The sequence below is a fragment of the Leptolyngbya sp. NIES-2104 genome (assembly GCF_001485215.1).
Lineage (GTDB): Bacteria > Cyanobacteriota > Cyanobacteriia > Leptolyngbyales > Leptolyngbyaceae > Leptolyngbya.
In genome coordinates this window covers 70,300-89,730 of record NZ_BBWW01000001.1, presented here as the reverse complement: position 1 = coordinate 89,730, position 19,431 = coordinate 70,300, and the positions used below count along the sequence as shown (strand labels likewise).

The window sequence follows — 19,431 nt, the reverse complement described above, 5'->3', positions numbered from 1 at the left end:
ATTGCAGCAAAAATTAATGCTCGATCGCGCCCTGTACTCGGTAGCATCAAGATCGTCCTAAAATTGCAATCTGTGATGAATCCTGCACTGAGTCAACTTGGAATCGAAATGTCGCGCCTGTCGGGTGTCCGGGCGATTATGAAAGACATTATTGAAACGTTGCGCTCAGGGGCGGGACAGAGTTTTATTAATCTCAGTGCTGGGAATCCGGTGATTTTGCCGGAAGTTGAACAGCTTTGGCGCGATTGTACTGAGGAATTGTTAGCGAGTCCTGAATATGGCGATGTGGTTTGTCGCTATGGTGCAAGTCAGGGATATCAGCCGCTGATTGATGCGATCGTGCAAGAATTTAACCAGCGATACGGATTGCAATTGAGCGATCGTAATATTCTCATCACGCCCGGCAGTCAAAGCCTCTATTTTTATGCTGCAAATGCTTTTGGTGGCTATACCGCCAGTGGTGAACTGAGAAAAATTGTGCTGCCATTAAGTCCCGACTACACCGGGTATGGCGGGGTTACACTGACACCAGAAGCACTCATCGCCTATAAACCAGAACTGGATATCGATCGCGAAAATCATCGGTTCAAATATCGTCCAAATTTCAGCCAATTACAAATCGATGAAAGTACCGGGTGTGTAATTTTCTCACGTCCTTGCAATCCGACTGGAAACGTTTTGAGCAATGATGAAGTGAATAAAATTACTTCACTTGCAGCCGTTCATGATGTTCCAGTTCTGATTGATTCTGCTTATGCGCCTCCGTTCCCAGCGTTGAACTTTACTGAGATGGCTCCGGTGTTTGGTGGAAACGTCGTTCACTGTATGAGCTTATCGAAAGCGGGACTGCCCGGAGAACGAATTGGAATTGCGATCGGTGAACCCGAAATCATTCAAACTTTAGAGTGTTTCCAAACGAATCTTTGCATTCATTCGCCCCGATACGGACAAGCGATCGCGGCTCATGCCATTCGATCAGGTCAGTTAGCTGAGATTTCTACAACGGTAATTCGTCCGTTTTATCAGCGCAAAATTGCCATCATCGAGGAAACATTAGATCGGGCAATGCCGCGATCGCTTCCTTGGTTCCTCCATCGCGGAGAAGGTGCAATTTTCGCCTGGTTGTGGCTTGATGAATTGCCCATCACGGATTGGGAGTTTTACCAAGAACTTAAAAAAGTCGGCGTGATTGTCGTTCCTGGAAGTACCTTTTTCCCAGGCTTACAAGAGGAATGGCAACATAAACAGGAATGTTTAAGAATTAGTCTCACGGGAACCGATCTAGAATTACAAACGGCAATGGAGCGACTCGCAGAAGTTGCACAGCAAGTTTATGGATCGTAGAAATGCATGGGATATTTAGAAATCGGCAAAATCGTTGCGGCTCAGGGCATCAAAGGCGAGCTTCGTGTTTATCCCAATACCGACTTTCCAGAGCGATTCGAGGAACCAGGAACCCGCTGGCTACTGCGACCCAATCAGACTGAACCGGAAGCGATCGAGCTTGTCTCCGGTCGGTACGTCGATGGCAAAGGTATCTATGTCATTCAAATTAAAGGCATTCACGATCGCACCACTGCCGAAAACCTGCGAAACTGCAAAATTCTGGTTCCTGATAGCGATCGACCTGAGCTTGAAGAAGGCGAATTTCATGTTGCAGATTTGATCGGGTTATCTGTCTATGAGCAAGTAACCCAGGAATTAATTGGTAAAGTCACTGATGTGATTCCTGCCGGACATGATTTGCTACAGGTCGCCAAAATTACACCAGAAGATGGATCAGAGAAGACAATTTTGATTCCATTTGTAGAAGCGATCGTCCCGATTGTGGATCTCGCTCGACAACGAATCGAAATCACTCCACCCCCCGGACTACTCGACTTATAGCCTGAGTGCTTTTATCACGATTAAGTGATTTAACTCAGGATTAACCTTTGTTGCAAACTCACATTCGATTAATCCTGCATGGTAGGTTAAATAAGAATCGACTCATACCCGATTTAGAAAAGTAAAGCGGTGCACTCTATTGACAGGTTAAGGCGAATTTACTTCGATCGCCAAATGAGAGACTGTCACTCTGTCGGATCAGTCTATCCAGACAAGATGCTTTGATAGTTATTAATGAACTCCAGTGTGATTTTTGTTGAATCTTCCTCACAACATCGATCGCGCTTGTTTTACTGTGTGCTCTTTTCCGCCTCAAAATCCGCCGAAAACTTTTTTGAATTCTCTGCCCTGCGTTTTCCGAAATGACTTCCCTAGGGGGAGTAGTAATACCGAGACCGTGTTGCAGACTATTCACTAGCCCCCTGGTGGAATCAGGAAAAACAACACTTTATTTAACCCCTTGCTAAAGACTTATTAAATTTGAGAGGGCATTCCATGAAAGCATTATCGACTTACCTCCTCGCTACTGTAAAACAAGCCACCCCCATGATCGCTGGGTTTTCGCTTGCTCTCACAGGTTTAATGGCGACGAATGCACCTGCTCAAGCTGCTCCCCGCAATCTGGAAAAAAATACAATCGCGCAAAGCACCACATTGCCGGACGGAGTTTACCTATATGGGCAATCCCCTAACCCCGATGAAATCGGTAAAGGTTATTTCGTCTTTGAAGCACGGCGAGGAAAGTTAGTCGGTGCACTTTATATGCCGCGATCGTCATTCGATTGCACGTATGGTGAGCTAGAAGCCGATCGCGTTTCATTAATGGTCGTTGATAGTTACGATCGCTCTGAAAATCCTTATGTCATCGCTACCGAGCGCAATGATTCTGTGGCATCGCGTGGAAATCCAGTCGTTGCTCCGATCGGTTTAGAAGGCTACCATCGGCTCTCAAATCTCAGCGCCAACGATCGTCGAATTCTGAATGTCTGTAAACAGAACTATCAACAACGCGCTTGGAAATAATCAACTTGGCTAAGCTTGGGTGTTGTTTGATTTGAGAATGGCACCCAATCAGAGCGCATGGAAAACTTGGTTAAGAATAAATGAGATCGAGCCAGTTTCGCGCTAGGGTAAGCAGAAATGCGGATCTGGTGACGGTTGTGAAGTATTTTTTCCTTTCGGATGGTTGGTGTGTGGGTCGAGTCTGGGGAATGAGCGGCTTATGGGATGAGGTCGCTTGGAGACGCAGACCGCAGATTGAACAATTAGATTTAAGTGTTTGGGAAAATGGCGAAAAGCTCTGGCTTTATCGGGTCGAAGCAGAAGTCGTCATGGTTGAGGTAAAACCCTCGCCCTCGGTCGAATCTGGGGCGATCGGGCAAGTGGTTTTGAAGCGATTAATCACAGCCGATCAAGCGATCGACATTCTTTGCAACGTAAACAAACAGATCGTAAATCTCTAGCGTCTCACCGTTCCGGTGAATCCTGCGGCTTTGAACTGTAAAAGCTGCAACGGTAACGGCTGATTGTCAGGGACATTCACCTGAAACTCGAATTCGCTCACACCAGGGGGAACTTCTTCGATCGCGCCTAATCGCGTCCGGTTTTCGATGATCGGATCATCATTGGCATCGTAGATTCGCCCGAAAATATCAGCATTCACAATCAGTTTATTGGTCGGATTCGTGGCTTTGCCGTAGACAATGAAGCACCGCGCCGATTGGGGAATGCCGCCAGCGGTAACGGCTCCTTTCGATAATTCAGGGGGACATTCCCGATAGCCTAAATCTGATAGCTTAATCTGGGTCAATGCCCACGCATTCGAGGTGCTCATCACCCACACGATCGCCGCCATCACGACAGCGATCCACGCTTTCATTCGCATAACTCATCATTCCGCATGTGATACAGACCTCAGTTTATCGTGTTGCCCGATCGATAGTGCTGAAAAACTTTGAGACTCACGAAAGACGGTCGATCGCGGACTGAAAAAGTAGTTCGCTCGGTTAAATCTGTTGGGAAGGTAGGAAGTAGGGGGAGCCATCTCAATGAAAACTCTCCCCACTCCCTACCCCAGAAAATCAATGCGTCTAACAACTACTCCCCATCCTGCAAGAACAGCAGATTTCGTCGCTGCTCATCGGTCAGGGTTTGATCATCTGGCGTAACACTGGTTGTCCGAATCTGAATCGGAGTGCTACCGCCTCCAATCCGTCGCTGAGTTCCGCCAGTCGGATTGGCAACGGGTCGCCAACGCCCGATTTCACCCGTTCCTGGATTCGATCCGAGACTTGCATAGTACAAGTTGCCATCGGGTCCGGTTGTAATCTGCGCTAAGCCGAATAAACCATCTGCAAATCGTCGCTGACCGGAAACTGCACCATTCGCATCCAAGATCAGCGCATCGACGGTTCCCCGACTCAAATCTGTGATGAAGAGATTGTCATCATAAATCGCTGGGAACGTTTCTCCGGTGTAGAAATCACCAACCCCGATCGCATTCCCACCGCCTGCCGAGTGACGATAGCTGTACCACGGAGCGGTCACCGGACGACCACTGTTATAGAACGCTTGCACACTCGATAAGTTCTGATACCCGCCTGTTCTCAAACTGGTGCCATTTCCGCCTTCATAAGCGACCCAACCGAAGTTTTCACCGCCGCGTCCGGTGTTGACTTCTTCCCATTGTGTCCAGCCCACGTCGCCAATGTAGACCTGTCCATTGTCTTTGTTAACGGTGAAGCGGAAAGGATTTCTCAGTCCCAACTGCCAGACTTTCGATCGATTACTTTGTGGATCACCGTTGTAGAACGGATTCGAGGATGGAGCAGCTCCAGTAATCGGATCAATCCGCAAAATCTTACCAGATAAGCTATCGATCGATAATGTTCTCACGGCTCTTGGATCAACATCGTTGTAGGATGCTCCGTCGCCGTTACTTACATACAAGAAGCCATCGGTGCCGAATTTCACAGTACCGATCGAGTGCGATTCACTATCGAGGTTCAAGAAGTCTTGAATGTAGTTACCATTAGCATCTAAACCAGATTCGCGAATCGTAAAATCGCTGGTACTGTTTTTGTCTGGGCTACTAATGTTCGCCCAAGTGCTGTTTTTACCCAAAATCACGACTTCAGAAGCAGGATTAATCGTCACAACACCATTGTTGATAGTCGCTGTAAATCGTCCCAATCGTGCTGTTCGGTTTCCAACTTGGTCACGGGCTGCTAGTCCTGTACCTTGAGCCGTTTCGGGTGGATCGTACGAGTACAACAGGTAGACATACGGATTGCCCGTAAAGAAGTCAGGATGCACTGCAAGACCGAGCAAACCGCGATCGCGTGGACTGTTCACTTGTGCAGAAATATCCACAGCGGGAGTTTGTTGTAGTACTCCGTTTCTGGCAACGCGAACGACTCCATTTTTCTGAGCAACAAATAGATATTCACCGCCTGGAGTCCAATCGAATGCAGTTGGCTGTGAGAGTCCAGAGATCACGGATTCACGAGCGAAACTACCGGGATCGTTATCCGCGATCGTCAAAGTTGCAGTTCGCTGATTGCCCAACGTACCACCGACCGGAGCGCTCAAGGTTAGATTGATCGTTTCGTTGCGCTCTCCCTCAGTATCATCGGTAATTGGAATCGCAAAGGTCTTACTGGTTTCGTTTGCGGCAAAGCTCAGAGTTCCAGAAGCAGCAGTGTAGTCTGATCCAGCCGTCGCCGTTCCGTTACTAGTAGCATAGTTGATACTACCCGCGATCGCAGTATTACCGCTGCGCTGCACTGTAATGGTTGCAGGTCCACCATTTTCATTCACGTTGTAGTTAGCACCGCTAAACTCATAGGTTGTCGGTGCATCATTATCAATGATCGTGATGCGTGCCGTGCGGTTGATGCCTAAAGCGGCTCCGGTAGTTTCACCCAATCCAAAGCCAAATTCTTCGGTGCCTTCTGCAACCGTGTCATTGACGATCGGAATGGTTACGGTTTTGGTCGTTTCTCCAGCCGCAAAAGTGAGAATCCCTGCGGTCGTGGTATAGTCTGAACCTGCTAAAGCGCTTCCATCTGCTGTGGTATATCGAACAGTTGCAACACCATCACTACCATTAATGCGATCGACTCTCACGGTTGCAGTTCCCGCATCTTCACTCACGGTTGCGGCATTCGTTCCCATCACGATCGTTCCAGGATTTGCGACCACCGCAGCACTATAAAGCTGAGTTCGAGGAATAATCTGACGTGATTGGTTCGCACTAAACCAGCCGAGTTGTGCAACGGCTCCACCAGTGCGCTCATAGTATTCCATCCGAATGTCATAGCGCTGACCGGCTTGAAGTGCGATCGTACCGCGTCGCTCGGTTGGACCTTGATCAACAAAGTTATCAATCACAAGCTGACCATTCACGAACAATCGCACCCCGTCATCAGTCGTGGTGAAGAAGGTGTAAGTATCGCTGTACAACGGTTCAACTTGTCCAGTCCATCGCACCGAGAAGGTATCCGATGCAATATCAGAACTCGGTGAACCTGCGCCCCAGTTAAAGTTCACAGTCGTATCAGTACGAGTGACTCTCAGATTGGTGAAATCGATGTTATCGAAGTACTCACCGCGCAGTCCGGTTCCGGTTCCCGTAGTCGGCGGAGGGGGGGGCGGTGTTGTGCTGCTAAAGAGTTGAGACTGTGGAACAATCTGCTTGGTAATTCCCGGACCTGCCCAAGCGAGTCGCGCTGAAGCTTGTCCACCATTCTCGAAGTATTCCATCCGAATGTCATAGCGTTGTCCAGCCACGAGATTGATGGTTCCCGTACGTTCTGTCGCCGCTTGATTGATAAAGCTATCAATTACTTGCTGCCCATTCACGAACAATCGCACCCCATCATCCGTTGTGGTAAAGAACTGATACGCACCTGTATTGGGCGCGAGGATTTGACCCGTCCACAAGGCAGAGAATGTATCGGGTGCAATCTGTGAATCAGGCGAACCTGTGCTCCAGTTGAAATTTACAGTCGTATCGGTGCGGGTGACTCTTGTTCCTGTGAAGTCGATATTATCGAAGTATTCGGCGCGTAGCCCATTGCCATCTCCACCGAGGGGTGGGGGTGGAGGGGGGGCTGCTGCACTAAACAGTTGGGATTGCGGAATAATTTGTTTTGTAATGCCCGGACCTGACCAGGACAATCGAGACACTGCGTTTCCACCGTTCTCGAAGTACTCCATGCGAATGTCATACCGTTGTCCAGCAACGAGACTGATTGATCCGGTGCGTTCAGTCGCGGGTTGGTTGATAAAACTGTTAATCACCTGCTGTCCATTGACAAACAATCGCACCCCATCATCGGTCGTGGTGAAAAACTGATAGGTTCCTGTTGTGGGTGCGAGAATTTGACCCGTCCAGCGGACTGAGAACGTGTCTGCTCCGATGCCTGGATCAGGAGAGCCAGCCCCCCAGTTGAAATTGACCGTGGTATCAGTGCGCGTAAGAACGGGATCGGTGAAGTCGATATTATCGAAGTACTCACCGAGCAGTCCGGTTCCAGTTTCGAGTAACCCTGTATAAGCAGAAAGCCGATCGACATTAAACGGTAAAGTCGCTTCGATCGAGCCTGTATTCGCCTCTAGTGTCCAGTTTCCTCCACGGGCTGCACTTCCGGTGGTGTCGATCGGAGCCGCAAGATCGGCTCCAGTGATCTTGCTCAACTCCGAGATTAAGGGATTGCCACTCGCCGCGATGTTACAACCATACAGCAATATGTCAGCATCGCTTGAGAGTGAGTTTGACCAGGATTGAAGTTCTGTTTTGTAGCGAGAGAGCGTACTGAGATCGAGCGTGGCGTTTCCGAGGGTGAGGCTGCCGATGCTGCCATGAGAGACGATGTGAACGCTCTCCACATTGCGGTATCCTGCCAGCACGTCGCTGATTTGGTCGATGCCGTCTTTATTGCGATCGAGCAGGATCACTTTCGTATCAGCGTTCGCGCTATCAACCAGGCTTTGGGCATTTTCAACGGATGGATCGATGAAAACCAGACGCGCTGTAGAGCTTGATCTCGGTTGAATCAGCGTCGGAGTCTCAAACAGGGAACGATTGCCAACAGGCAATGAATGGCTCAAATCTATAAGATTCGAGGAACTAAAAGAATTCTGCATTTCGCTTCGTACGTGAAAACGACAGTGCGGACTGACACACCGCATCGGAAGTGCGATCGGGACACACGAAACTCAGCTCAACTCAAACCGAGCGGCTTCAGCGTGGTCAATCAAGTTAAGGAGCAGGTCTAAATAGCTCTGATGTTGGTAAGACCCTGAGAATTGCGGTGAATTTGAAAATGAGTGATAGTGCGTCCCTTGATTCAGACCAGATAAATAGACCGACTGGGCGGATGCAAGGCTGGTCTGCGGGAAAATCCTGATGCTTTCCTCGAACTTACCATTGGATCGGAAAATACTGTGAGTGTTTCTACTGAACTTTAAAGAAAATTCAAAAGAACTTTCTTTTTTCAAAGTAATTCTTTGAACTTGGAAGCTCGATCGAACTTCTGAAGCCTATTGATATCGAACGTTCTCCAGATAATGTAGGTCTTTGTTGTGCAGCAAGGCAAGTTCACAAAAAAATGGAAGACCGAGAAAACTTCAGTCTTCCTTCATAAATGCACCGTGTTTTCACTGAAATCGCCTTTAATCAATTTAAAGCGGATAAGCGATCGTCACTCCCGTTCCACCATCCGCCCGATCTGCCATTTCAAACCGCTGCACTCTCGGATGTCGTTTGAGAAACTCGTGCACACCCTGGCGCAATTTTCCAGTGCCGTGTCCGTGAATAATCCAGATTGGCGTTTGTGCTTCTGAAATCGCTCGATCGAGCACGATTTCAGCATCTGCAACCCGACTTCCACGAATATCAAACGTATTGCGCTCAGTCCGAATCACCGGAGCAGGGGCAGCAGGTTGAGGAGTCGGAGCGGTCTTCGGTTTCGGTTCTGGCTTCGGTTCCGGTTTTGTCACCTTTTCGCCTGTAAGCGATTCGATATCGCTCATCGGGACTGTCATTTTCATCAAGCCAAACCGCACAACCAGTTCATCCTCTCCGGCTAAGTCCAGCACTTCTGCGGTTTGACCTAATCGGGGAATTCGGACGCGATCGCCAATTTGTGGACGATAACCGGGTTTCGGTTTCGCAGGCTGTTGACGAGAAGGCAGATTTTTTTCAGCAATTTGATTCAAGGCATCGGTCGCTTGTTGGGCAGTCTGAGCCGTGGAATTTCCTTGCTGAAGTCTCCGAATCACTTTAGCGATTTCACCTTTGGCTTGGACGATCGCATCTTGAACAGCGCGTTCTTGAGCCTGTTGCAGTTCCCGTTCTCGATCGCGCAAACTTGCCGCTTTTGCAGATACTTCGGTGTAGAAGCGTTCCGCTTGCTGTAACAGTTCTGCGGCTTCTTGGGCTTTCGTTTCCTGGGCACGTCGCTGTGATTCCAAACCTGCAATCACTTGGTTCACGTCTTCGGTCGCTCCTCCTACTTGCGTTTGAGCGCTTTCGATGATTTCCGGCTTCATGCCTAATCGACGAGCGATCGTTAACGCATTCGATCGACCCGGAATTCCCCAGAGCAATCGATAAGTCGGTGACAGTGAAACATCATCGAATTCGACCGAGGCATTCTCGAAGCGATCGTCGTCGTATTTTAGGGCTTTGAGTTCACCAAAGTGAGTCGTCGCGACTGATAACTTGGCGTAATCTGCGAGGTACTTTAGAAGTGCGATCGCGAGTGCGCTTCCTTCAGTTGGATCAGTTCCCGCACCGACTTCATCAAGCAACACGAGCGAATTCGCAGTCGTTTCTAGAGCTTCGATGATTCGACTAATGCGGCGAATGTGACCGGAAAACGTAGAAAGGCTTTGTTCTAGAGATTGTTCGTCTCCGATGTCTGCCAGAATTTGATCGAACCACGGCAGTTCAACAGGTTCACGAGCAGGCACGAATAAGCCGACTTTCGCCATTAACATCGCCAAGCCCATTGTCTTGAGCGTGACGGTTTTTCCGCCTGTGTTGGGTCCTGTAATTGCCACCACTCGAATCTGAGGCTGAATCACCAGATCGACGGGAATCACCGATCGACCTTGTTCCTGTTGTTGTTGCCAGACCAGTAACGGGTGGCGCAACTGACGCAGCACGATCGTGTCATTTGTAAATCTAGGCGGATTTGCTTTGAGCCAGTAGCCATAGCGCGATCGAGCCGTCGCCAAATCTAAAGTGGTACAAATTGCCAACAGCCGTTCTAGATCGTCTTTCGCGGTGGCAACTTGTTCCGTTAAAACTCTCCGAACCGCTTCTTCTTCCGTTTGTTCTTGTCTAAGTAGCTGTCTGAGTTGATTGTTCAATTGCACAGTTGGATGAGGCTCAACATACAGCGTTGCACCACTCATCGACACATCATGCACAATGCCAGAAATCACATCTTTATGCGTTGCTTTTACCGGAATAACGAATCGCCCGTCGCGCTGGGTGATCACTTGTTCTTGAATCGCGCTCGCTTGCCGTTGCATCATGCGTTGCAGCATTTCATAAATGCGATCGCGCACTTGTTTTTGTTTCGATCGAATTTCTGCTAACTTCGGACTTGCCCGCTCACTGACTTTGCCATCATCGTTAATACAGCGATAAATTTCCTGCTCGATCTCTGGATAAGTTCTGAGTTCCGACACCGATTCATTCAGAATCGGAAATCCATCTTGATTATCGATCGTGCGTCTGAGCGTTCTTGCACCTGAAAGCGTGGTTGCGATCGTCAACAGTTCCACACCCGACAAAATTCCACTCAATGCGGCTCTTTCTAACGCATCTCCAATGTCTTCGATGCCCTCAAAACTCAATGCAGTCGTTAGTTGCGTTTCTAGGTTGTAGACTTCCTGAGTTTGAGCAAGTAGGCGTTCGGTTTCGACTTGCGTGGTGGGAATTCTCAGCGATCGAATGGCGATCGTTCCAAGTTTTGTCGAAGCAAAGGTCGCCAAATGCTGACACAGGCGCGACCATTCCAATAGTTCTAAAGTCTCAGTTTGAATCAAGGTTAGGAATCAAGAGTAATGAAGGCTGCACTTCTTTAGTGTAACGATTTCCAGCCTTCTAGACTCACCGTTAGTTTAGTTCTTCAGGAGGCAAACGACGTTCCATCTGTTCTAAGATGCGGCGATTCTCAGTTTGCAAGCCACGAATTTCAGATTGCATTTCATCAATGCGATCGAGGACTTGCTCAACTGTTCCAGTCAGATGACCAACTTGCTCAGTGAGTTGTACCACCGATCCAGCTAAATCCTGCACGGTTGCAGTGAGATCAAACAGTGTGTCACTGACTTGGGCGAAACGGTTGAAGGTACGGTCTTCCAAAGTTTGAAGTCGTACATCAGCTCTACGCTGGCTCTCACCGACATAATTAATAAATTCGGTGAGCGCTACAGACAAACTAGAAACGGTTTCGGGTTCGTTGGAATTGTTTTGCTCTGACATCTCTAATTCCCTTGCCAAAAATCGGTTACGTCGTATCCTAATTCTGCCAACATCTGACGCAACAAGGGCAAACTCAACCCGATCACATTCGTATGACAGCCCTCGATTTTGTCTACAAACAATCCACCCCGACCTTCGAGCGCAAAACAACCCGCACAGCTTAACGGTTCTTTCGTTGCGATATATGCTTCGATTTGCCGATCGCTAATCTCCGCAAAATACACCCGCGTCACCTGAGTTCTCACCAGTGGCGGATAGGGCATCAACGCCCCTTGCTCGGTCGTATACGGCTGTAAAAACGCATGACCCGTATACAATTCGCCCACATTGCCGCGCATCTTTTTCCAACGAGCGATCGCTTCTTCTGGATCTTTTGGTTTGCCGTGAATTTCGCCATCGATCCACAAAATCGAATCACAGCCCAGAATTAAGCCCGGTGTCGTTGAGAAAAATCCGGGCGGTAATTCGGAGGGTCGATCGAACAAAACTTTCATCGTCGATCGAGCTTTCCCTTCAGCTAGAATCTGCACCAATTTCGCGGGTTCAGTAATCTGAATCTGCGACTCATCAAAATCGCTCGGATACACCATTGCAGAAATACCCGCCATCGCAAGCAGGCGCTTACGGGCGGGGGATGCCGATGCCAGCACGAAGGGAACCATATCGATCTAATCCACCATGAACGACTTCACAGATTTCGTCAGAATCGGAGCCATTTTTTCCCAGCGATCTTCGGATGTCGAAGCATTCAAGGTATACAATTTGCCGCGATAGACGATCGCACTCGCTAAATTGTGCCGCTTTTCTTGATTCGGCAACGTCACCAGGTATTCCAGCAAATAATAAGTACGATCGGCAATTTCTCGCGAATCTGCATTGATCAGTTCAGCCGTTCGACCGGAATCGGGAGGCGCGATCGCGCTTTTACCCAACTGATACCCGACTTCGCTTGGCGTTCCCAAATCCGCCAGTTTCTTCTTACCCGGAACCGGATTGATCACCATACTGACATTTTCGGTCTGCTCGATAATGTCATGAAACACAACGTCCGGACCATTCGTGACTTTCACAGGTAGCCAGCCATTCGGATACAAAAATCGATAGCCATCTGTACTATCGGCAAAACTTTTCAGTCCACCCACACCCGACACACAACCTTGCAACCCTAGCGCCAGTACAACCAGCAGTACTGCAACGAATCGTTTGAGCATTACTAATCCCTTCTCTACAAAACGTCTCACGGTCAAACCACGCACGATCGGGCAGACAACATTTTTTATTGTCCCATCTTCGTTTAGAAATCTGCGCCGAACTTGCAGCAAATTTGGCAGAATGTATCAGCGTCTCGCGTTGTCGTTGTCTTGGCAAAGACAATTTAATCGAACAAGTTCCCGCAACTCTACGGAGGCACGAATTTGACTTCGCCTTCAAAATTTGCTTGGCTTGACAGATTAAAACAGATTTGTCCTGAGATTTCGGTAAAATGCTGGAAATTCGTAATTTGGAATGCGCGATTCGTAGTGAGAGACAGTGAACGATATGACGAAAGCGATCGAGATTTCATCTCTGTCTTCAGTCAGGTTGATTCGATCAAACTCCCCATTACGAATAGAGTAATTAAGGAATGAGTGCCTCCGTGAATGTAATGCAGTTGAATAGTCCACCTGCTCCGATCCCTCCCTCGACTCCGATTATTTTGGACAGTCTGCCCGATCCACCTGTCCCAGAAGGCGTGTGTCCGCGTCGTACCCGAATGCAGATCGATCTGCTGCTGTTAGCGATCGAAGCGCTCGATCTAGCGGGATCGGAGGCGATCTTGGCGGTGGCATCAGATTTCGATTTGCGCGGAGTGCTGAAAAATCGCGTGTCTCTGTGGCGAATGCGATCGACGAATCCTTTCCGCCGCTATGCTCAACGCCGTCCTTTAACGCTGTTAGAAGCAAAAGCGCTCGTGGTCGTCACTTGCTACTTGGCACGTCGTCTCACGGTGCTGATTCGGCAACTTTTACTGGCATATCAGCAACTCAGCGAAAAGAATTTATCACCAGATCATCATTTTCGTCTTTCGGAATATTTAGAACGCTTCCGAGCACATTACCGCAGCCGTATGAATTCAAAACGAGCGGGTGTACTGGCATACAATTCTGATGAAAAATTGAACGAATTAGCGCTCGATTTATTAGAACAGCTTTTATTCTGTACGGGAACCTCTGGCGTACAGCGGCTCTGGATTAGTTTGTTTGACGGGGAAGTGCAATGACGAACGCAATGACGCTGCAACGGCAATATAGTCTGCCAAATTGCACGCTGATTTTAGAAGGGTTATCCGATACGGGTGCAACTGGGCAGTACGATGTGCGCCCGGTGATGTCGCTGTTGATTAATGCGGAATGTCATCTTCCTGGACAAGAAAAGCCGCTAGTGGGTGGACGCGAATTTTTTGAAAGTTTAGTGACTGCCGTGAGCTTGTACGCTCAAGAATTCTTAAGCAGTGTTCATTTACCCCGTCATACCTACAGCGATCGACCTTCTTTTGTCCGGTTAGAAAGACTCGATCGCGCTCATCACCGCTTAATCGTCGAGAAAGACCCGAATAATCCCAACAGCGAAGAGCGATCGATTGATTTAACCACCGTTCAACTTTTTGATCTGGTTGAAGCGATCGATCAATTCGTTGCCGATACGCAAACGTTACCGTACTGGTCGCTGAATCTTTCCCCGGTTCCGAAGCGCTATGCTCGATCTGGTGAACCCTTGGCAAAACAAGTCGTTCCGGCTTCGATCGGCGTTTCAGGACTGGCACTTGCCGCGATCGCGTTCTTCTCACTGCCTACAATGCGGGTAAAAACGCCAGAATGCTTATCGCCAGGTGCTCCTGATTGTCCGGGTGTGGTTTCTAATAATCAAACCCCAGGAGCCAGCCCGAATCCAACGGTTAGCCCCACGACTTCTCCAACGGCTCAAGCCTCCCCCAGTCCCACGACTTCCCCAGATCTTGCTCAAGTCGAAGCCGCTCTCAATGCCGCTCCTGCGATTACAGATGCGTCAGAACTGAAAACCTTGAGCGATCGCTTAAGTGCTCAGATTCGCGATCGCTGGACGACACAATCCCAAGTCACCGAAGAATTAGCCTACCGGGTCGGAGTCGCTCGCAACGGTGATGTTGTCGGCTTCAAAGCGGAAACCCCTGCGGCACTCGATCGAGCAAGACAAACCCCCTTACTCGATTTGCTCTACATTCCCGCGAGTGGCAGTACACCCTCATCTGAACCGTTGGCGCAGTATCGCGTCGTCTTCAAGCCTCAAGGCAACTTTGAAGTCACACCAGTTAGCACCAATAGTTCCGTCGTTCCTCCGAGTCCGACCGCCAACGAAAGTCCGGTTGCGAGTCCATCTCCTAGCCCAGTCGCGAGTGCGTCTCCGAGTCCTACTGCTGTTGCCATTACGGGAACGGAATTAACAGATCGCACAACCTTAGAAAATCTACAGCCCAAACTCTACGACGCGCTCGACCAAAACTGGAAAGGCAGACCACCGTTTGACAAAGATCTCGTGTTTCGAGTCCGCGTCAAACCCGATGGCTCGATCGCAGGATTCCAGCCAGAGAATCCACCCGCCAACGAATTCGCTAAAGATACACCGCTTCCCCAGTTAGGAAAGCCGATCGATCCAAACGCTCCGGCTGAACCTGCTGCCTCCTTTAAGGTCGTCTTCAGACCGAGCGGCGTACTTCAAATCAATCCTTGGTTTGGCGCTCGACGGTAGGATATTTGCAATTCTGTGCATAATCTAAACTCAATCCGGGTCGCTCCGCTCGTGCGATACCATCGAATAACTGTGAGTTTGCTAAATCACATTTCATGGAGCAAGACATCCTTCCTACAGAGGTGATTCTGACCCATCCTCGTCGATCGCTCGGCAATGTCCAACTCGATTGGTCACCACAGCCGGGAGCCTATTTTGATTTGGAGGGTCAGACCTACGCCGTTTTAGAACGTCGTCACCGCTATCAACTCAAATCCGGGCGCTATCGTTTACACAAAGTCGCCCTCTACGTCCAAACGGCACAACGTCCGATCGAGCGGTCTTTAGTCGAAGGTCGCTGGATGCTAGGCGATGTGACGTGTGAATTTAATGCGCGATCGGAGATTTTACGCTGTGCGGTTAATCCCGATGGTCCCTGTGAGGGCTGTCGATCTTACCGTTCAAGGAAGTAATTTTTCTGCGATCGCGATTCTCGTTCCGTTGGCAAAATCCCAACCGGACTGAGGTCGCTTGCCTGAGAGTTGAACTTCTTTGAGTAACATCATCCCTCTGCCCGTTTGAACCACTGCCCCCCAGTTCTTGATCACTCCCACCACTTCACCAGGCGATAACGGTTCAGATTCAAAATTCTCCAGTTCTTCAGGCATCCATCCGGGTTTGAGTGGAATTGTTTTCAGGACTTTCAGCGCACTACCTCGAAAGGTCGCTGAACAGTTGGGGAAAAATCCGCGAATTTGATTATGAAGCTCGATCGCACTTCTTGACCAATCCAATTCATAATCCGGTTTTTTAATCAAGGGTGCATAAGTCGCCTGATCGTTATCCTGCGGAGTCGGCTGAATCTCTGTGAATTTCTGCAAGGTTTCAATCAGCAAATCTGCCCCGATCGCACTCAGTCGAATTGCCAAATCTTGAGCCGTATCAAAAGGAGCGATCGGCGTTGTTGCCTTCAACAACATCGCCCCTGTATCCATGCCCGCATCCATAAGCATCGTCGTAATTCCGGTTTCCGTCTCTCCACGATAGAGACACCACTGAATCGGAGCCGCCCCCCGATACTTCGGCAAAATCGACCCGTGAACATTGATACAGCCAAATTTCGGCATATCGAGAATTTCCTGCGACAGAATTTGCCCGTAAGCAATCACGACGAAAAAATCAGCATTGAGCGATCGCAGTTTTTCCAACGTTTCCGCATCTTTCTTGACGCTCTTCGGCTGCCATACCGGAAGCTCATGAGCAAGCGCGATCGACTTTACCGGAGATGGCGACAATTCGTTTCCGCGTCCTCGTCGCTTATCCGGTTGTGTCACCACTGCCATCACTTCAACATCCGACTTTAGCAACGCTTCCAACGTCGGCACAGCGAATTGTGGCGTACCAAAAAAGACAATTTTCATGTTTCGCTCCCGACAGACGTTCTACACTTAATTCAAGCTGATATTGTGATCTTATGAAGCCGAGATTTGCAACGATCGAAACCTGGCAACAGGCAGACTTATTGATGCAGCCTGCCTTTATTCGCCTGATTGACAATTTACGCAAACAGCTTGATGCCTCAACGTGGCGCGGACAATATCGCGATGTCCAGGTTTGGGCGGACGACATCCCCGACGAAACAAAAGCGCGAGTCTTTGAACTTCAGCAGCAACTCGAAACCGCTCCACCCGAACAAGCCGCAGAGATTGAGAAAACGCTGTCTCATTTGCCCTCACCTTATCCAGGGTATGAATTACAGCTAGAAAAGAACGATCGCCAAATCAAGGTCGATTTGTGGGCGTTGTGCTATCAGATTTGTTTTCGATCGCAGGACGGCGAGTGGAGCGATGATTTTCCGGTCGAAGTCGATACCAGTTTATTCGATGAAACGGGCGAGGTGGACTGGAATCTTTTGGAAGATAAGACCAAGCGAATTGTTGAACAAGTCTTCGATCGTTTACCTTTAGAATAGAGCTTCAGCATTCTCTAACATTTGAAGAGTTTGCGAAACCGAGAAATACAGTAAGATAAAAACAATTCGGGGCTATAGCGCAGTTGGTAGCGCGTCTCAATGGCATTGAGAAGGTCAGGGGTTCGACTCCCCTTAGCTCCATTCCTTAAAAGCGCAGTTATGGTGATTGAAGTGTTCATTAACCGCTACAAATTCGATCGAGCGATTTGATAGTTCATCCACAGGTGTAGAACATCACTTTTAACTGGAGTCTGTCGATTAGAGGGTTACAAGTCCGATCGATCCCCTTACGCTAAGGAGAATTGGCAGCGTTTCTAAGACAAAACATGGATCGATTGAACTTCAAAGTGTTTCAGCAATTTTGGGCGATCGCAAAACCGTATTGGCAAGGTGACGAGAAATGGAAAGCGCGAGGCTTTTTACTCGGAGTTGTGCTGTTTTTGCTGGCTTATACGGGCTTGAGCGTGATTCTCAACAATAAGCGAGGGGTCTTAATCTCATCCTTATCCGCTCGTGATGAACCGCGATTTTGGGAAACGGTGCTCGTATTTATTGGAGTGCTGGTTGTGTATGCGCCGTTGCTGGCGGGCTATCGATATTTACGCGATCGCTTAAGTTTGCAGTGGCGACAATGGCTGACGAAGCGGTTTGTGGACAATTATTTTCGCGATCGATCTTACTATGCGCTAACTGCCAATCCTGAGATCGATAACCCTGATCAGCGAATTGCTGAAGATGTTCGTAGCTTTACTCAAGAATCACTGACCTTTTTACTGGTTCTGGTTGAATCGGTGCTATCTGTGATTGCGTTTAGTGGTGTGCTTTGGACTATCTCGAAACCGCTGGTAATTTTTCTGGTATTGTATGCCGTTATCGGAACAGTGGTGACGACGTTTGTATTTGGTAAACCTTTGGTGCGGTTGAACTTTGAGCAGTTGAAAAAAGAAGCGGATTTTCGATTTAGCTTGGTGCGAATTCGTGAGAATGCAGAAGCGATCGCATTTTACCGAGGGGAAGATCAAGAATCGAACCAAGTCAAAGGACGTTTTCTAGAAGTGTTTGAGAATGTTAAACGCTTGCTAATTTGGGAACTGAATCTTAATGTTTTAACGAATGCTTATGAGTTTATCCCGTTCATTCTGCCTGCGCTGGTAGTTGCTCCTGCGATCTTTGCGGGAGAAATGGAAGTTGGTAAAGTCACTGAAGCTCAAGGCGCATTTATTCGCGTCTTTTTCTCCTTAAATGTCGTTGTTGCTCGATTCCAAGCATTAACGACTTTTGGTGCTGGAATCAACCGTTTGTATAGCTTTGCAGCATTCCTTGAACAAGAGAATGATTCAAAAGAATCTACCATTCAAACGATCGGAGGCGATCGACTATCGATCGAACATCTCACGCTACTAACTCCGAATCGTCAGCGTACCTTAGTTCGAGATTTGTCGATCGAGCTTCCTGAGAATCAAGGTGTGCTAGTGATGGGTGCGAGTGGTTGCGGAAAAAGTTCGTTGCTAAGAGCGATCGCGGGTCTGTGGAATGCTGGCGAAGGTACGATCGTGCGTCCGCAGATCGATCGAGTCTTATTTCTACCCCAACGCCCGTATATGGTGCTGGGAACATTGCGCGATCAGTTGCTTTATCCAAATCGTGAACTCGAAATCGAAGATGCTCAGCTTCAACAGATTTTAGAGCAAGTCAACTTAGGGGATTTAGTCGATCGATTCGGTGGCTTTGAAGCGCAACGGGATTGGTCAGATGTGTTATCGCTGGGAGAACAACAGCGGCTTACCTTTGCGCGATTGTTGTTGAATAAACCAGATTATGCAATTCTCGATGAAGCGACCAGCGCACTCGATCAGGCGAACGAGGAACAGCTATATGAACATCTAGAGCGAATTGGTACGACGTTCTTGAGTGTGGGACATCGATCGACGTTAGCAAAATATCATCAAATGATTTTGGAGTTCTCGCAAGATCAGACTTGGCAGTTGAAACAGCGATTAGAGGAAGTTCAGAGCGGGAAGTAGTTTTGCGATCGCGCATTCTAAAGCGCGATCGCGGTTGAATTTTAACGTTTGAGTGTATGGATGAGTAGAGCGATCGCTTTAATTAGGAGAGCGATCGCGAGAATTAGCTGGATTGTAGGATCGCCTTGTGGAAGTTGTGGTTGAGCAGGAACAGCAGGAACTTGAATTTGAGTTGAAGACATTGGATTTCTCCTATCGTTTTGATGTCCCTAATGTCCTTCAAACGATTTATGAGTAGGGCTTGTGCAAGGTGTGACTTATGAGTGTGCTACGAGTGAGTTCTGGGTGTGGCGGTTACA

At 48.6% G+C, this 19,431-nt stretch carries 17 protein-coding genes and 1 tRNA gene; 10 read left to right on the top strand and 8 right to left on the bottom strand.

Annotated elements, in window-relative coordinates:
* Positions 1–75: 75 nt before the first annotated feature.
* The 4 genes from NIES2104_RS00455 to NIES2104_RS00440 all read left to right on the top strand — a co-directional run bounded on the left by NIES2104_RS00455 (position 76) and on the right by NIES2104_RS00440 (position 3,350).
* Entirely contained in the window at positions 76–1,344 is a 1,269-nt protein-coding gene (locus tag NIES2104_RS00455; RefSeq protein ID WP_058994713.1) for a valine--pyruvate transaminase, read from the top strand.
* A gap of 6 nt (positions 1,345–1,350) precedes the next feature.
* A complete protein-coding gene (gene rimM / locus NIES2104_RS00450) occupies positions 1,351–1,887 on the top strand; it encodes a ribosome maturation factor RimM (protein ID WP_058994711.1) in 537 nt (178 codons plus the stop codon).
* A gap of 495 nt (positions 1,888–2,382) precedes the next feature.
* Positions 2,383–2,910 carry a hypothetical protein gene (locus NIES2104_RS00445; protein ID WP_156426833.1) on the top strand — a complete coding sequence of 176 codons (528 nt, stop codon included), beginning with the start codon at positions 2,383–2,385 and terminating at the stop codon, positions 2,908–2,910.
* 137 nt (positions 2,911–3,047) lie between these two features.
* Positions 3,048–3,350 (top strand): hypothetical protein, encoded by a 303-nt coding sequence (locus NIES2104_RS00440; protein ID WP_059001493.1) that lies wholly within the window; start codon positions 3,048–3,050, stop codon positions 3,348–3,350.
* On the opposite strand, the gene NIES2104_RS00435 is transcribed toward NIES2104_RS00440, so the two are convergent.
* The 6 genes from NIES2104_RS00435 to psbP form a co-directional block, all read right to left on the bottom strand.
* A complete protein-coding gene (locus tag NIES2104_RS00435) occupies positions 3,347–3,766 on the bottom strand; it encodes a hypothetical protein (RefSeq protein WP_202815017.1) in 420 nt (139 codons plus the stop codon). The two genes, NIES2104_RS00440 and NIES2104_RS00435, sit on opposite strands and share 4 nt — an antisense overlap.
* A 218-nt stretch (positions 3,767–3,984) precedes the next feature.
* Positions 3,985–8,037 (bottom strand): PA14 domain-containing protein, encoded by a 4,053-nt coding sequence (locus tag NIES2104_RS00430; protein WP_192843541.1) that lies wholly within the window; start codon positions 8,035–8,037, stop codon positions 3,985–3,987.
* A gap of 537 nt (positions 8,038–8,574) precedes the next feature.
* A complete protein-coding gene (locus NIES2104_RS00425; RefSeq protein ID WP_058994704.1) occupies positions 8,575–10,953 on the bottom strand; it encodes an endonuclease MutS2 in 2,379 nt (792 codons plus the stop codon).
* 70 nt (positions 10,954–11,023) lie between these two features.
* Positions 11,024–11,392 (bottom strand): hypothetical protein, encoded by a 369-nt coding sequence (locus NIES2104_RS00420; protein ID WP_058994702.1) that lies wholly within the window; start codon positions 11,390–11,392, stop codon positions 11,024–11,026.
* A gap of 2 nt (positions 11,393–11,394) precedes the next feature.
* The gene (locus tag NIES2104_RS00415; protein WP_202815016.1) at positions 11,395–12,054 is read right to left on the bottom strand and encodes a nucleoside triphosphate pyrophosphatase; all 660 of its coding nucleotides are present in this window, start codon (positions 12,052–12,054) and stop codon (positions 11,395–11,397) included.
* A gap of 6 nt (positions 12,055–12,060) precedes the next feature.
* On the bottom strand, positions 12,061–12,603 hold the full coding sequence (gene psbP / locus NIES2104_RS00410) for a photosystem II reaction center PsbP (protein WP_058994698.1): 543 nt from the start codon (positions 12,601–12,603) through the stop codon (positions 12,061–12,063).
* Between the two features lie 413 nt (positions 12,604–13,016).
* Between psbP and NIES2104_RS00405 the strand changes: the two genes are divergently transcribed.
* From NIES2104_RS00405 to NIES2104_RS00395, 3 genes are all read left to right on the top strand, one after another.
* A complete protein-coding gene (locus NIES2104_RS00405) occupies positions 13,017–13,652 on the top strand; it encodes a DUF3038 domain-containing protein (RefSeq protein ID WP_058994696.1) in 636 nt (211 codons plus the stop codon).
* A complete protein-coding gene (locus NIES2104_RS00400; protein WP_058994694.1) occupies positions 13,649–15,157 on the top strand; it encodes a DUF4335 domain-containing protein in 1,509 nt (502 codons plus the stop codon). The genes NIES2104_RS00405 and NIES2104_RS00400 overlap by 4 nt, the downstream gene beginning before the upstream one ends.
* 95 nt (positions 15,158–15,252) lie before the next feature.
* Positions 15,253–15,609 (top strand): DUF6464 family protein, encoded by a 357-nt coding sequence (locus NIES2104_RS00395; RefSeq protein ID WP_058994692.1) that lies wholly within the window; start codon positions 15,253–15,255, stop codon positions 15,607–15,609.
* Here NIES2104_RS00395 and fmt read toward each other — a convergent pair.
* Complete coding sequence (gene fmt / locus NIES2104_RS00390; RefSeq protein ID WP_058994690.1) at positions 15,598–16,557, bottom strand: methionyl-tRNA formyltransferase; 960 nt, start codon at positions 16,555–16,557, stop codon at positions 15,598–15,600. The two genes, NIES2104_RS00395 and fmt, sit on opposite strands and share 12 nt — an antisense overlap.
* Positions 16,558–16,610: 53 nt before the next feature.
* On the opposite strand from fmt, the gene NIES2104_RS00385 reads away from it, so the two are divergent.
* From NIES2104_RS00385 to NIES2104_RS00375, 3 genes are all read left to right on the top strand, one after another.
* Positions 16,611–17,108, top strand: coding sequence for a hypothetical protein (locus tag NIES2104_RS00385; protein ID WP_058994688.1), 498 nt, complete (start codon positions 16,611–16,613; stop codon positions 17,106–17,108).
* 68 nt (positions 17,109–17,176) lie between these two features.
* Positions 17,177–17,249, top strand: a tRNA-Ala gene (locus tag NIES2104_RS00380).
* Positions 17,250–17,434: 185 nt separating this feature from the next.
* Positions 17,435–19,132, top strand: coding sequence for an ABC transporter ATP-binding protein/permease (locus tag NIES2104_RS00375; RefSeq protein ID WP_058994686.1), 1,698 nt, complete (start codon positions 17,435–17,437; stop codon positions 19,130–19,132).
* Between the two features lie 41 nt (positions 19,133–19,173).
* Here NIES2104_RS00375 and NIES2104_RS31500 read toward each other — a convergent pair whose 3' ends face one another.
* Entirely contained in the window at positions 19,174–19,314 is a 141-nt protein-coding gene (locus tag NIES2104_RS31500) for a hypothetical protein (protein WP_156426832.1), read from the bottom strand.
* Between the last annotated feature and the right edge of the window lie 117 nt (positions 19,315–19,431).

Coding starts and splice junctions, on each gene's coding strand:
- NIES2104_RS00455 (WP_058994713.1), top strand. CDS start 76: ATGAATCCTGCACTGAGTCAACTTGGAATCGAAATGTCGCGCCTGTCG.
- rimM (WP_058994711.1), top strand. CDS start 1,351: ATGGGATATTTAGAAATCGGCAAAATCGTTGCGGCTCAGGGCATCAAA.
- NIES2104_RS00445 (WP_156426833.1), top strand. CDS start 2,383: ATGAAAGCATTATCGACTTACCTCCTCGCTACTGTAAAACAAGCCACC.
- NIES2104_RS00435 (WP_202815017.1), bottom strand. CDS start 3,766: ATGAAAGCGTGGATCGCTGTCGTGATGGCGGCGATCGTGTGGGTGATG.
- NIES2104_RS00430 (WP_192843541.1), bottom strand. CDS start 8,037: ATGCAGAATTCTTTTAGTTCCTCGAATCTTATAGATTTGAGCCATTCA.
- NIES2104_RS00420 (WP_058994702.1), bottom strand. CDS start 11,392: ATGTCAGAGCAAAACAATTCCAACGAACCCGAAACCGTTTCTAGTTTG.
- NIES2104_RS00415 (WP_202815016.1), bottom strand. CDS start 12,054: ATGGTTCCCTTCGTGCTGGCATCGGCATCCCCCGCCCGTAAGCGCCTG.
- psbP (WP_058994698.1), bottom strand. CDS start 12,603: ATGCTCAAACGATTCGTTGCAGTACTGCTGGTTGTACTGGCGCTAGGG.
- NIES2104_RS00405 (WP_058994696.1), top strand. CDS start 13,017: ATGAGTGCCTCCGTGAATGTAATGCAGTTGAATAGTCCACCTGCTCCG.
- NIES2104_RS00400 (WP_058994694.1), top strand. CDS start 13,649: ATGACGAACGCAATGACGCTGCAACGGCAATATAGTCTGCCAAATTGC.
- NIES2104_RS00395 (WP_058994692.1), top strand. CDS start 15,253: ATGGAGCAAGACATCCTTCCTACAGAGGTGATTCTGACCCATCCTCGT.
- fmt (WP_058994690.1), bottom strand. CDS start 16,557: ATGAAAATTGTCTTTTTTGGTACGCCACAATTCGCTGTGCCGACGTTG.
- NIES2104_RS00385 (WP_058994688.1), top strand. CDS start 16,611: ATGAAGCCGAGATTTGCAACGATCGAAACCTGGCAACAGGCAGACTTA.
- NIES2104_RS00375 (WP_058994686.1), top strand. CDS start 17,435: ATGGATCGATTGAACTTCAAAGTGTTTCAGCAATTTTGGGCGATCGCA.
- NIES2104_RS31500 (WP_156426832.1), bottom strand. CDS start 19,314: ATGTCTTCAACTCAAATTCAAGTTCCTGCTGTTCCTGCTCAACCACAA.